Source organism: Chloroflexota bacterium, from assembly GCA_018648225.1.
Taxonomy (GTDB): domain Bacteria; phylum Chloroflexota; class Anaerolineae; order Anaerolineales; family UBA11858; genus NIOZ-UU35.
The window spans coordinates 1-12,985 of sequence record JABGRQ010000225.1 but is presented as its reverse complement, the minus strand read 5'-3'; the positions used below and the strand labels follow the sequence as shown (position 1 = coordinate 12,985).

Annotated in this window: 13 protein-coding genes; 2 read left to right on the top strand and 11 right to left on the bottom strand. The window is 50.6% G+C overall.

Annotation, left to right across the window (positions count from 1 at the left end):
• Nucleotides 1-49 precede the first annotated feature (49 nt).
• From HN413_18460 to nuoB, 9 genes are all read right to left on the bottom strand, one after another.
• Nucleotides 50-1,081, bottom strand: a complete 1,032-nt coding sequence (locus tag HN413_18460; protein ID MBT3392385.1) for a 2-oxoacid:ferredoxin oxidoreductase subunit beta — start codon at nucleotides 1,079-1,081, stop codon at nucleotides 50-52.
• Between the two features lies 1 nt (nucleotide 1,082).
• Nucleotides 1,083-2,909 (bottom strand): 2-oxoacid:acceptor oxidoreductase subunit alpha, encoded by a 1,827-nt coding sequence (locus HN413_18455; GenBank protein ID MBT3392384.1) that lies wholly within the window; start codon nucleotides 2,907-2,909, stop codon nucleotides 1,083-1,085.
• Between the two features lie 62 nt (nucleotides 2,910-2,971).
• Nucleotides 2,972-3,661: a FadR family transcriptional regulator gene (locus HN413_18450; GenBank protein MBT3392383.1), complete on the bottom strand. Its 690-nt coding sequence runs from the start codon at nucleotides 3,659-3,661 to the stop codon at nucleotides 2,972-2,974.
• Nucleotides 3,662-3,843: 182 nt separating this feature from the next.
• Complete coding sequence (locus HN413_18445) at nucleotides 3,844-5,019, bottom strand: amidohydrolase (protein MBT3392382.1); 1,176 nt, start codon at nucleotides 5,017-5,019, stop codon at nucleotides 3,844-3,846.
• Nucleotides 5,020-5,145: 126 nt separating this feature from the next.
• Nucleotides 5,146-5,967 carry a stage 0 sporulation family protein gene (locus HN413_18440; protein MBT3392381.1) on the bottom strand — a complete coding sequence of 274 codons (822 nt, stop codon included), beginning with the start codon at nucleotides 5,965-5,967 and terminating at the stop codon, nucleotides 5,146-5,148.
• Nucleotides 5,968-6,102: 135 nt separating this feature from the next.
• Nucleotides 6,103-7,185: an Mrp/NBP35 family ATP-binding protein gene (locus HN413_18435; GenBank protein MBT3392380.1), complete on the bottom strand. Its 1,083-nt coding sequence runs from the start codon at nucleotides 7,183-7,185 to the stop codon at nucleotides 6,103-6,105.
• 195 nt (nucleotides 7,186-7,380) lie between these two features.
• The gene (locus HN413_18430; protein MBT3392379.1) at nucleotides 7,381-7,989 is read right to left on the bottom strand and encodes a 4Fe-4S binding protein; all 609 of its coding nucleotides are present in this window, start codon (nucleotides 7,987-7,989) and stop codon (nucleotides 7,381-7,383) included.
• Between the two features lie 13 nt (nucleotides 7,990-8,002).
• Nucleotides 8,003-9,688, bottom strand: coding sequence for an NADH-quinone oxidoreductase subunit D (locus tag HN413_18425; protein ID MBT3392378.1), 1,686 nt, complete (start codon nucleotides 9,686-9,688; stop codon nucleotides 8,003-8,005).
• A gap of 68 nt (nucleotides 9,689-9,756) precedes the next feature.
• Entirely contained in the window at nucleotides 9,757-10,392 is a 636-nt protein-coding gene (nuoB, locus tag HN413_18420; protein MBT3392377.1) for an NADH-quinone oxidoreductase subunit NuoB, read from the bottom strand.
• Nucleotides 10,393-10,594: 202 nt separating this feature from the next.
• On the opposite strand from nuoB, the gene HN413_18415 reads away from it, so the two are divergent.
• Complete coding sequence (locus HN413_18415; GenBank protein MBT3392376.1) at nucleotides 10,595-11,194, top strand: ArsR family transcriptional regulator; 600 nt, start codon at nucleotides 10,595-10,597, stop codon at nucleotides 11,192-11,194.
• Between the two features lie 114 nt (nucleotides 11,195-11,308).
• Nucleotides 11,309-12,040: a hypothetical protein gene (locus HN413_18410; GenBank protein ID MBT3392375.1), complete on the top strand. Its 732-nt coding sequence runs from the start codon at nucleotides 11,309-11,311 to the stop codon at nucleotides 12,038-12,040.
• A gap of 25 nt (nucleotides 12,041-12,065) precedes the next feature.
• On the opposite strand, the gene HN413_18405 is transcribed toward HN413_18410, so the two are convergent.
• Both HN413_18405 and HN413_18400 read right to left on the bottom strand, forming a co-directional pair.
• On the bottom strand, nucleotides 12,066-12,848 hold the full coding sequence (locus tag HN413_18405; GenBank protein ID MBT3392374.1) for an ABC transporter ATP-binding protein: 783 nt from the start codon (nucleotides 12,846-12,848) through the stop codon (nucleotides 12,066-12,068).
• Nucleotides 12,842-12,985 (bottom strand): iron chelate uptake ABC transporter family permease subunit (locus tag HN413_18400; protein MBT3392373.1); only part of this gene is annotated, 144 nt, incomplete at its 5' end. The genes HN413_18400 and HN413_18405, both read right to left, overlap by 7 nt.

Below are 12,985 nucleotides of genomic sequence, written 5' to 3'. Positions count from 1 at the left end.
CGAAGTCTATCACCGTTTTTGCTATCTTTGTTTGCTCTCCGACAAACTGCTAGAACATCAGGGTGTTTATTTCATCCAGCGATTCGCGCGAGGGGCGAATGCGATCAGGGGTCAGGCGATTGAGCGGCTCATCAGGGAGATTATAAAGATCAAAGAGTGATTCTTGGTTTGTATCAATATAGATCAGGCCGGTAAGCAATTCCTGGCGGCGGTTGGCATCTTCGAGCATACACAAGATGCTTGATCGATCTGTAGGATCGTAATCTTTATCTACTTTGCGCAGCATGATGCGCGAGCCATCGTGCATGGTTACTTCTTTGGCTTCACCATCTTCATAGTCCACCATGATCTCTTCGGCCACAGGGACATAGGAAAGATCGTGCAATGCCACTTCGTGCTCGCGCCCCCAGGCATAGGAGTGATGCGAGTCATCCTGGTTATTGAAAGTCACACATGGACTAATAATATCCAACACGGCGATACCAGGATGATTTAACGCGGCTTTCAGTAATTCGCGCACCTGTTTGGGGTCACCGGCAAAAGAACGTGCCACAAAAGTTGCATTGCTGATCACAGCTTCCCAAACAATGTCAATCGGCATATACTGATTCTGCCCTTGCCCCTTGAGGGCAAGGCCTTCTTCTGCCGTGGCAGAAAATTGTCCCTTTGTTAAACCATACACACCATTATTGGCAATAATATACACAAGTGGCAAATTGCGGCGCATCACATGTTTGAACTGCCCCATCCCAATGCTGGCGCTGTCGCCATCGCCGCTCATGCCAATTCCTGTCAGAGAGGTATCTGCAAACATGGTTCCCGTAGCCAGCGAGGGCATACGCCCATGCAGGCCATTGAAACCAAATGCCCGATCGAGAAAATATGTTGGCGCTTTACTAGAACAGCCAATACCACTAAATTTAACAATATCTTCAGGGGTTATGTTCAGTTCATAGCAAGCTGTAATGATCTGACTGGTAATGGAGTTATGACCACAGCCCTGGCAAAGGGTCGTAGAAGCGCCACGATAATCTGATTTGGATAGATTGACTAAATTCACTTTCAGAGGCTTCGCAGTCATTTTAGTTGCGCTCCTTATTCAAGATTGCATTCTCAATCCATGCGGCGGTCATTGGAAGGCCATCGTTATGGGGAATTGAAATCAGGCTCATGGCGCAATCCGGCACTTCAATGGTCAGTATCTGGTGCAATTGCCCATCGCGGTTCATTTCAATGACATAAACACGTTCGTGCGCACGAATGAATTCACGCACGGTATCATTAACCGGCAACGCGCGCAGGCGTAAATAATTGACCCCGGAACCATCTGCCTGCAAATGATCTTGCGCTTCCCTTACCGCCGGATCGGTGGAGCCAAATGCAATCACGCCTATCTTAGCGCCGTCAACGGAAGTGATCTCGGCATCGGGAACCGCGCTGCGGGCCAACTCAAATTTGCGATTCAGTCGGTCCATATTCTTTTCCCATTGATCGGGTTCTTCACTGTAATTGGCATAATCATCATGGCCGGTGCCGCGAGTGAAGTAGCCACTCTTAGGATGGCGATTGCCCGGAACCGTACGATAGGGAATACTATCGCCATCAATATCCAGATAACGTCCCCAATCTTCTAATTTATCCAGATCATCTTCCCAGAGTACTTTGCCGCGATCAATAGGTTTATTGGGGTACTCAAAGGGTGGAGTCATCCACTGGTTCATGCCTAAATCCAGATCGCTGAGAACCAACACCGGGGTTTGGAATTGCTCAGCCAGATCAAAGGCTTCCCAACCAAATCGAAAACACTCATTTACCGAGCCAGGCAACAGCACCACATGCTTCGTATCGCCCTGGCCCAAAAAATAAGATAGGTTAATATCACCTTGTGAGGTGCGCGTGGGCAACCCCGTGCTGGGCCCCATGCGCTGAACATTCCATATCACCACTGGAATTTCAGCAAAATAGGCCAGACTGACGTATTCAGACATCAAACTGATGCCTGGCCCCGAGGTTGAAGTCATTGAACGCAAGCCCCCCCAACCCGCGCCAATCGCCATGCCAACTGCCGCCAACTCATCTTCGGCCTGCACGATCGCGAAAGTATGTTTGCCCGTTTCAGGATCCTTGCGCAATTTAGGAGAATATTGATTAATAGCTTCCGCTACACCAGTAGCGGGTGTAATAGGATACCAGCCCGTAAACTGAACGCCCCCATAAATTGAACCTAATGCGCCAGCCGTATTCCCGCTGGTCATTATATACCCACTGGTGGCATCCATTGGCGCAACACGATAGGGGTCTGTTTTTTCAAGATTCTCTGCCGCCCAGGCCATAGCGCTTTTGACAATATTGAAATTCAGATCAATCGGCTTTTGCTTGCCTTTGAAGTGAAATTCCAGTGCTTGATAAATTTTATTGGCGTCAATATCAAGCATTTGCGCCAGCACACCCACATACACGAAATTAGCGACATAAGAACGCAAATTGCTCGGAGCATCCGATTCCTTCGAGAGTTTCTTTACCGGCATTGGATATACGGTAATATCATCCCGATTGATTGGCTGCTTGACATCATCCGCGTAAAAGAAAACGCCACCCGGCTCAACCAGCGCCAGATCGCGGGCAAAAGTTTTCGGGTTCATGGCGATAACAATTTCTGTTGTTTCGCTGCGGGCAATATACCCATCCTTATTCACGCGGATGGTATACCAGGTGGGCAATCCCTGAATATTTGAAGGGAAGAGATTTTTCCCCGATATTGGAATACCCATTTTGAAAAATGCGCGCAAAAGGGTTACATTTGAAGTCTGGCTCCCAGAGCCATTCTCGGTACCCACGGTGATCGAAAACTCATTCACCACCGGCTGAACAGAAGTTCGATTTGGTGTTTGTGATGGATCAGTTGACATGTATCTCCTCAAAACCACTCTATTATATAGGCAAATCTAGTCCAATTAGGATGTAAACACTCCTACCATTCGGGCGATTCAACTCCCGGGCGATGGTACAGCAGATCAGTATGTTCCACTAAAGCCAGGTATCCAGCTTCAATATCGCCGGTGCGCAGTGCATCGACCATTTTCTGATGGTAATTCCATACTTCTTGCAGATATTCATAATCGGCATACACATTCAAACCAATGGCTTCGTATGCCTCCCAATAAGCTTCTAAGATTCCTAGAACGAAGGTGTTTTCCAAACAGCGATAAATAGATAGATGAAATTCCCGATGTTCATAATGGGGAATACGAATCGGCGTGTCGCGCAACCTTTTCCAGGCGGCATCAATCAAGTTTTGAAGGATTACAAAATCTTCTTCGCGAAGCCGAGAGGCAGCTTCATGCCAGTAGCACATCTCCACGCGCGTGCGCAGCCCGGAGAATTGATCAAAATTGCTACGATCAACTTGAATGGCGTAGGATAATGCCTGCCAAACCGCGGGCAAAAAACTAAACTCCTGGCGCCGAATCCCCGTTCGAGGGCGCACGTCCACCAAGCCCAGCGCTTTGGCAACTTCAAGCTGCTCTCGCAAGCGGGCAACACTTACACCCAATTTGTCGCTGAGCACATTCATGGCTGGGAGTTGTTGTTCTTCAGGATTCGCCTGAACCGTCTCCGCTAAATATTCAAAAAACTCGGATGGGGTGCGCCAATAGGCCATAGAGCCGCCTTGTATCTTATAAATATGATTAATATGAACAATTAGAATAATTGTAGCACGCCAAGAATTGCGGGTCAAGAAAATTTATATATTTCACTTAAAAAAGTCGGATAAAAAAGAGTGCGGGATCGCCTCATTGGCTCCCGCACTCTTTTTTGACTTCTCGCAGATCGCAAGAAGAATCAACCGTTCAACACATCCAGCGCGGCAGCAGCCATCAGGGCCGCGGCGCGCGGCAGGGCGGCTTCGTCGAAGTCAAATTTGGGGTGATGGTGTTTGGCGTCCAGGTTTTTCTCTGGATTGGCCGAACCCACCAAAAAATAACAGCCGGGGATGTCGTCCATCATATAGGCCATGTCTTCCGAACCCATCGTCTGGAATTCAGTCATCAGATTTGCATCCGGGAACATTTTGGCAGCCACATTTTGAACTTTTTCAACCAGCGCCGGGTCGTTATCTACGGCAAGGGTAATATCATCAATTACAATCTCTGTCGAGCAGCCCAACGCCCCGGCAACGCCCTCCACAATTTCACGGAAACGGCGCAAAACCATTGCGCGAATTTCGGGATCAAAGGAGCGAATTGTGCCATCCAAATCTACATAGGGCGGAATCACATTATGGGCCGAGCCGCCATGCACGCTGGTCACGCTGACCACGGCAGTTTCCACCGGGTCTGCATTGCGAGCCACAATAGTTTGTAATGCCATGATAATTTGTGCCGCCGTTACCACCGGGTCAACAGCGGTGTGCGGTAAAGCGCCGTGCCCACCGCGTCCGGTGATACGCACCGAAAAAGTTTCCGAAGCTGCCATGGTTGGCCCCGCGGCAGCCGCGATCCAACCCACGGGCTTTTCATTCCAAAGATGCAAGGCCAATGAATAATCCGGGCGTGGGTTTTGCAATACACCTTCTTCAACCATGCGTTTTGCACCGCCCAGGCCTTCTTCGGCGGGCTGAAAAACCAATTTCACCGAACCCGCTAACTCGGACTGATGGGCATGGAGCAAGCGCGCCACGGTCAGGCCAATGGCCGTATGTCCATCGTGCCCGCAAGCGTGCATCACGCCAAGGGTTTGTGAAGCATATTCGGCGCCAGTTTCCTCCTCGATAGGGAGCGCGTCCATGTCGAAGCGCAACAACACCACCGGACCAGGCCGCTCCCCTTCGATCATGGCAACCACGCCGGTTTCCGCGATCCCGCTGGCAACTTCCAGCCCCAACGCGTTTAATTCCCTGGTCACAATCCCCGCGGTGCGAACTTCCTGAAATCCCAGTTCAGGATGTCGATGAAAATCGCGGCGCAAATTACGCGTGTAGTCAAATATCGCTTGAGCTTCTGACAAAAAGTCTGGCATTGCTGATCCTTTCGGCTTTGTGGGGTTGGATGAAATAAAAAAAACACCAGGCTCATCTCTAAGCAGATCTGCTCCCGGTGTCGGAAATTACATACGCCTTTTGGGTGGGTTTCAATTCCCCGTGGGCTACTGCCCGCGAGGTTTAATCTCGTCGTTAGGGAATTCCTTCCGACCCTGTTCGCCGAGGTCAACTTTTACAGTATCTGCCAAGGGATTCACCTGAATGACTTTGCCTTCGCCTAAAGGAGTGGCAACAATGCGTTTGAGCTTTGGCATGCGTTTGCGGGCTTCATCATAAAATTCGTACTCATGCTGCAAACAACAGCGCAAACGCCCGCACATCCCGGTGATTTCGGACGGGGCCAAAGAAACATTTTGCACCTTAGCCATTTTGATCGATATGGGGATAAATTCTGTCATGTGCATGGTGCAGCAGCGGGTTTCCAGGCCACAAGCCCCCAAACCACCGATAATTTTGGCTGCATCACGCGGGCCAATTTTGCGCAAGCTCACTTTGGTGCGATATTCTTCTTGTACAGCCTTACGCAACGGGGTCATATCCAGCTTGTCATTTCCATCAAGGGTGTGCAATACGGTCAAGCGGTCGCCATTCAGGGTAAATTCTGCGGCAATAATTTTTACGCCAGCGAGTTTGAGTTCACCAAGTTGTTGGCGACAATATTCAATTACTTCAACTTCTTTTTCTTCCCACGCCTGGCGCGACACAAGATCACGCGGCGTAGCTGTACGCAAAACTGGCTTCATATCATCTTGTTTGCCGATTGCATGAGCGTCCGTAAGAATCTGAACAACTTTGCCTAATTGCTGGCCGCGGCTGGTGTCAACAATCACATGATCGCCAACGACAATATCTGAAAATTGAGTAGCATCAAAATGGTAAACTTTGCCTACTTTTTGGAAACGGATACCAACGATTTTTTCAGTCATGCGCTAATTCTACCGCAAAACAAAAAAGATGCAGGTCAAATACTCCGGGGCTCCGGGAATCCCCGTGGTGGTTATCTCACGACATTTCCTAAAGAGCCAATCTGCCTGCATTTCTTTATTGCTGGAACTCAACCACTATCCCACAAATTCGATAGGGATGACATTATCCTGCCGCAGGGCGGCCACGCTTACTTTGGCAGCCACATCTTCAGCGATTGCGCGTAAGGCTTTGGCTACCGGGCTGTCTGGATGGGAAACAACAACAGGCTTGCCGCTATCGCCGCCCTGACGAACAGTGGGGTCCATCGGGATTGCGCCAATAAAGGGCACACCGGCTTCTTTGGCAAGTTTTTCACCGCCGCCGCTGCCGAAAATATCCATTTTGGTGCCATCGGGGAGTTCGAGGAAGCTCATATTTTCCACCACCCCGAGGATGCCCACATTGAGTTCGCGGAACATTTCGAGGCCGCGGCGGGCATCATCCAGGGAGACTTCTTGCGGCAAGGTGACGATCACGCCGCCGCTGAGGGGTAACGATTGTGACAGGCTCAACTGGGCGTCACCTGTGCCCGGAGGCAGGTCAATTACCAGATAATCCAGTTCATCCCAAAGCACATCGGTGAGGAATTGGCGAATAGCAGAGTGCAGCATTGGCCCGCGCCAAATGAGCGGCTGCCCGGGTTTTACGAGGAAACCAATCGACATCAATTGCACACCGTAGGCTTCTGCCGGGACAAGTTTATCTTCTCGGGGTGGGGGCAATTTATCAACGCCCATCATCATGGGGATATTGGGGCCGTAAATATCGGCGTCGAGTAGACCGACGCGCGCGCCGCTCTGTGCCAATGAAACTGCCAGATTGACAGCAACGGTGCTTTTACCAACGCCACCCTTCCCTGAAGCCACAGCAATCGCATTTTTAACAGGAACCTCTAAGAGGCCGCGCGTGCGTCCATCGCTAGGGACGCTGGCATCCATTTTAATATCCACGCGCTCAACACCGGGAACGGTTTGTACCGCGGCCAGAGCGTCATTCTTCATCTTGTCTTTCATGGGGCACGCCGGCGTGGTCAGCATGATGGTAAAGCTGACCGCGCCACCATCAATTTTGAGATCCTGAATCATCTTGAGAGAGACCAAGTCTTTGCGCAGATCAGGGTCATCTACAGTGCCCAGGGCAGCCAAGACGGCTTCTTGTGATACTTTTTCTTTGGACATATAAGAACCTACCAAACCTATGAGGCAATTACCTAGATGTAATTGCGCGAGAGTAATTCTGTTGTTTCGGCGCTGCGGAGATTTCCGAAGCGCCACAATTTTCTATTGAAATTGTTTATATCATGCGAATCTTAGTAAATTGTAAGAAATGCTTAAATGCAAACTGGGGAGGGCTGCCTCCCCAGTTTATGGGCTTTATGTTTTCTTTTTTGAAGCCGCTTTTTTCGCTTCTTTTTCAGCACGCGCGTCAAATTCTTTTTGTGAGTTCAAAGGGCGAATACCGTCGTAGTATGCGGCTGGTTTAAGTAATTTTTCTCTATCGTAGATATTATTTGTCAGCCGCTCGTAAACGGCTAATTCGTAATCGTGATCCATTTTGATCGCGTCAAATGGGCAGAATTCGGCACAAAAACCACAATTCATACAAATATCAACATCGATATAGAATTCCGCTGGTACTGGCACTGGGCGCCCGGTCTTCGGGTTCGTCGAACGTTCAATCCAAATGCAATGTGGGGGGCAAACTTTGGCGCAGATGCCACACGATGTGCAGCGGATGACTTGCTCGCCTTCTTCATCTTCGTCGTAGACTAGGAAAGGCACAAAACGAAATTCTTCCGGAGTAGGCAGTTTTTCTTCGGGATATTGCACGGTAAACAGACCGCGCGCGTCCTTGCTCATGCGGTATGCAATTCCTTCTTCTGTATGGTAGCGTTTTTTGCCCCATTTGATGTCGTCAATATACGTATCCCAGAAATGTTTCCAGGTTACGCCGAGTCCTTTGAGTATTCCTTTACCGTACATACAAGTTCTCCTGTTACCTGTCGGTTTCGCCCAAAACGATGTCAATCGAGCCGAGGACGATGATAGCATCGGCGATCTTATCGCCTTCACACATTTTGCTCAGGGCTGTCAGGTTGATGAACGATGGCGCTCGAACATGATACCGCCACGGATTGGGACCGCCATCGGCGACCACATAAAAGCCCAACTCGCCTTTGGGGCCTTCAACACGCCCGTAGGCTTCGCCAGCGGGCACACGCATTGAATAACGCGGCTTGCCAAGACAGTTATCGCATTCGGGAATGCTATTCAACGCTTGCTGCAAAATGCGAATACTCTGGCGGATTTCATCCAGACGCACCAGATAGCGGTCGTAGACATCGCCGTGGTAACGCACAGCAACATCGAAATCAAAGCGATCGTAGACGCTGTAAGGATCAGCACGGCGCACATCATAGGGTACGCCAGAAGCGCGCAGCACCGGGCCAACCGCCGAATAAGCAATCGCTTCTTCAGGGGTCAGCACACCAACACCTTCACAGCGGGCACGGATGATCTCGTTTTCAGTGAGGTAACGATCGAGTTCGTCAATTTGGCGAGGCAAGCGCTCAAAGGCCAGACCCCGCATCATTTCATGAGTCCCCGGCGGGAGGTCGCGCGCGACCCCGCCAAAGCGGTAGTAGTTGCACATCATGCGCGATCCAGACACGGCTTCAAAGATATCCAGAATTAGCTCGCGCTCCTTAAGCGCATAAAGCATCGGTGTGAAGTATGCGCCAAGGTCATTGAGCAGCGCGCCGATCGCCATGAGGTGATTGGAAATGCGCGTGAACTCAGCCATAATCACGCGGATATATTTGGCGCGATCCGGTATATGGGTTGTGTCGCCGAGCAGTTTCTCGACGGCCAGCACGTAGCCAAAGTTGTTACTCATCGAGGAGAGATAATCAAGGCGATCGGTGAAGGGGATGTTCATCAGGTAAGTGTTGCGTTCACCGATTTTCTCATGGTTGCGATGCAGATAGCCCATCACGGGTTCAAGTTTGACGATGGTCTCACCATCCAGAGTGGCAACCATGCGAAAAACGCCGTGCGTAGAAGGGTGCTGCGGACCCAGGTTGACCACTACATGCTCGGTTTGCAGGTCTTCATCAGTAGCGATATTTTGCATTCCGGAATAGAGAGCAGTCTCTCCTTCGGGAGTCCAATTCTCAGGGGTAAAATCCTGGGGATAGGCTACATTTTTATTGAAAACCATTTTATCTTCGCTACGAGAAACGTCACCGCCGGGCCAACGCGTATCAAAGGGTTTGGCATCGGCTTCGTAGTAGGCTTCTTTCCAGTCCTTGCGCATGGGGTGTCCGGCAAAGCCATCCCACATAAGGATACGCTTATGGTTTGGATGACCTTCAAAGCGGATACCGAATAAATCCCAGGCTTCACGTTCCTGAAAATCGGCCCCGGGGAAAATACTAACCAAAGAGGGCACTACCGGATTTGCGCGTGGTACCTGCACTTTGAAGACCAGTGCACGCCCACCCGTAGATTTGTAAATATGATAAACAACTTCCATTTTCTCGTCGGGCAGGTAATCAACGCCGGTGGCGGAGGAAAGGAAATCGTAGCCAAATTCGTCGCGCAACGCGGTGGCAAATTCAACCAGATTTTCCGCTTCAACCCGATAGCCTTCATACCCGGAGCGCTCATCGAGCGAGATCATTCCAGTAAATCGGGCTTCAATATCTTTGTTCATAGTCATTATTTGTTCTGTCATCATAGCGCTCCAGATCAGGCCTCTTCGCTTTCAGTTGCAATTGTGGCCATCTTCTCGGCGAATTGCGGAAAATCCCGTGGATCCAACAGATCGGGGCCCAAGATGGGAATCGGAATGGCGTCCAACGGCTCTTTCTGATACCAACGCACATTCTTGATGGATTGAGTATCCATCATCTCTTGAAGTTTCATCAAACCGTGCAACAGCGCTTGGGGGGTTGGCGGGCAGCCAGGAATGTAAACATCGACTGGCAAGAATTTATCCACGCCCGAGACAACATTGTAGCCTTCTTTAAAGGGGCCGCCGCCAGAGGCACAAGCGCCCATGGCAACCACGTATTTCGGCTCTGGCATCTGGTTATAAAGGCGCACAATTTGAGGCACCATTTTTTTGGTAACTGTGCCGGAGACCAGCATCACATCGGCCTGACGCGGGCTGGGGCGCATAATTTCCATACCAAAACGGGAGAAGTCGAAACGCGCCGCCGCCGTACAGATCATCTCGATGGCGCAGCAGGCCAGGCCAAACATCATTGGCCAGGCAGAATAGCGCCGACCCCAGTTATATATTTTATCCAGGGTGGTAATGGCAACAACATCCTGCATTTCGGGCGGGACATCGTAGCCGGGGGTGTTGAGTTTTTCGCTCATAGATAGAAACGCTCCTGTTTTTGTGTATCAAATTTTCAGGGCAAAAAAATCGGATATTGGGTTTTGATAATGAAGTTCAAAACACATAGCAGCCATTATACCTGCCAAAAGCAGGGGCTGTGCGCCCATTTATGCAAAGAATTATTTGCATAAATCAATTCAAGGAGTATAATCACCCTGTCGGTATGACAAAATAAACCCTATGCAGAACACACGCCAGCAAATTCTTATCTATCTCGAAAAACAACAAACCGCTTCGGCTAACGAGATCGGCCGCATATTGCACATGACGGCGGCCAATGCGCGCCATCACCTGGGGCTGCTGATAGAACAAGGCCTGGTGGAAGTAATTCATCAGCAAAAAACCAGGGGGCGCGGCCGTCCAACATTGATGTATACGCTGGCGCAGTCTGCCATGCAAGATAACCTGGATTTGTTGGTTGATGCCCTTCTCAAGGCACTGCTGCAAAACTCCAACGCGGGACAGCCCTTTGGGCCAATCATCCCATTGTTGTTTGGTCAAGTCCCCGGCGCAAAAAACACCCTTCAACGCCTGAACCAGATTGTGCAGCGTCTCAACGAGATGAAGTATCGCGCCCGCTGGGAGGCATCACCTACCGGGCCGCGGTTGATTTTCCACCATTGTCCATATGCCAGCGTATTGGCGGAAAATCCAGAACTATGCCAGATGGATGTCGCCGCCCTATCTGTCCTTCTAGGCGCGCCAGTTGAGCAGATAGCCCAACTAGAACGCGATAGCAAAGGAGTAACCCGATGTATATTCGCCGCCATCCCGCGGTAGAATATCTGCATTAAATCCGTTCACCGCTAAGTCCGCCAAGAAAGGACAAAATCAGCACAAATTTTGCGCTCTGTGCGGCTTTGCTGTGATATTAGAGAAAACTGAGAGTTTACCTTGCCCCCAACCAAGAACACCTTTGACATTCTATTGCTCATCGCTCGCCCGGCGGCTGGCAAAAGCGAAATTATTGACCATCTAAAGAAAACGCCACTCGAACAACGCAAGGCGTTATTTCATATTGGTAACTTTGAAGAGATTGATGATTTTCCCATGCTATGGATCTGGTTCGAGGAAGATGCGATTCTCGAACGCATGGGGCAACCACGCCTACACACAGACCCGGAAAGCAATTTCATCAATCACTTTATGTGGGATTTACTTATCGAGCGCATTTGCCTGAAATATCAAAAGAAGTTGCGCGATGCCCCTCAATATCACCAGGAAAACACCACCATTATTGAATTTGCGCGCGGTAGCGAACACGGCGGATTTGCCCGCGCTTTCGCTCATATCAGCCGCCAGGTTGCCGAGCGCATGGCAATTTTATATCTCAATGTCAGTTGGGAAGAGTCGCTGCGCAAGAACCGCGCTCGATTCAACCCCGATCGCCCTGACTCGATTCTGGAACACGGACTGCCCGATGATCGCTTAGAAAAACTCTACCGCGTGGTAGATTGGGACGAAGTCAGCGCCACTGATCCGACATTTCTTGAAATTCAGGGGGTGCGCGTACCTTATGTCGTTTTTGAAAATGAAGATGATGTCACTACGCAGCGCGGAGAGCCGTTGGCGCGGCGGTTGGAAGAAACGCTGGGAAGATTATGGGAGCTTTATCGGCAACGGTAATCCCCCTCTTTTTAGCATCTAAACATCACGCACGCCGGGGTAATATCAGGGGCGGATAGCCATCAATATCCGAGAGAATCTGCACGCGAGTCTGATAAGCGGTATGCAGGTTCTCTTCTGTCAGCACTTCAGCAGGGGAACCAAGCGCTAACAAACAGCCATCCACCAACAACGCTACCCGGTCCGCATACATCGAAACCTGGTTGAGATCGTGCAGGGCCATCATCACAGCCAGGTTTTCTTGCCTGGCCAAATCTTTGACTAATGATAAAAAGTTCACCTGATGCCGCAAATCGAGATGATTGGTAGGTTCATCCAAGAGCAGCACGGGGGTTTTCTGGGCCAGAGCGCGCGCCAGCAACACACGCTGCTGCTCGCCGCCAGAGAGTTCAGCGTTGCGGCGCTGAGCGAGATGCGTGATGCGGGTTTTCTCCATCGCCCAGTGTACGGCTTCCAGATCGGACGGGGAGGCTTGACCCAGCCAGTTCATGTGGGCAGTACGCCCCAGGAGTACAGTCTGCTCGACGGTGAACGCGCCCCCTACGGGCTGGGCCTGTGGCACCACCCCGAGGATGCGCGCTCGCTCCTGGGGGGTGAGTTGGGTCATATCGCTGCCGCCATAGGAGATAACCCCTGATTTAATTTTCACCACCCCACTGACGGCGCGCACCAGGGTCGATTTTCCAGCCCCATTCGGCCCGATCAACGCCAGAATTTCGCCCGCTGCAACCTCTAATGAAATCCGGTCGAGTACCTGCACAGTCTGATAGGCTACGCTGACATCCGAAATCGCAAAGTGATTCACCAAAATACCTCACTTTTCGCCCGGCGCAAAATCCACAAGAAAAAAGGTGTTCCGGCTAAGGCGGTGACAATGCCAACCGGCAAAATCTGTGGAGCGAGCACAATCCGCGCCAGCACATCGGCCAGCAACAATGCCGTAGA

Bases quoted from the DNA above. Each gene is read 5' to 3' on its own strand.
- HN413_18460 (MBT3392385.1), bottom strand. From the start codon at position 1,081: ATGACTGCGAAGCCTCTGAAAGTGAATTTAGTCAATCTATCCAAATCA.
- HN413_18455 (MBT3392384.1), bottom strand. From the start codon at position 2,909: ATGTCAACTGATCCATCACAAACACCAAATCGAACTTCTGTTCAGCCG.
- HN413_18450 (MBT3392383.1), bottom strand. From the start codon at position 3,661: ATGGCCTATTGGCGCACCCCATCCGAGTTTTTTGAATATTTAGCGGAG.
- HN413_18445 (MBT3392382.1), bottom strand. From the start codon at position 5,019: ATGCCAGACTTTTTGTCAGAAGCTCAAGCGATATTTGACTACACGCGT.
- HN413_18440 (MBT3392381.1), bottom strand. From the start codon at position 5,967: ATGACTGAAAAAATCGTTGGTATCCGTTTCCAAAAAGTAGGCAAAGTT.
- HN413_18435 (MBT3392380.1), bottom strand. From the start codon at position 7,185: ATGTCCAAAGAAAAAGTATCACAAGAAGCCGTCTTGGCTGCCCTGGGC.
- HN413_18430 (MBT3392379.1), bottom strand. From the start codon at position 7,989: ATGTACGGTAAAGGAATACTCAAAGGACTCGGCGTAACCTGGAAACAT.
- HN413_18425 (MBT3392378.1), bottom strand. From the start codon at position 9,688: ATGATCTCGCTCGATGAGCGCTCCGGGTATGAAGGCTATCGGGTTGAA.
- nuoB (MBT3392377.1), bottom strand. From the start codon at position 10,392: ATGAGCGAAAAACTCAACACCCCCGGCTACGATGTCCCGCCCGAAATG.
- HN413_18415 (MBT3392376.1), top strand. From the start codon at position 10,595: ATGCAGAACACACGCCAGCAAATTCTTATCTATCTCGAAAAACAACAA.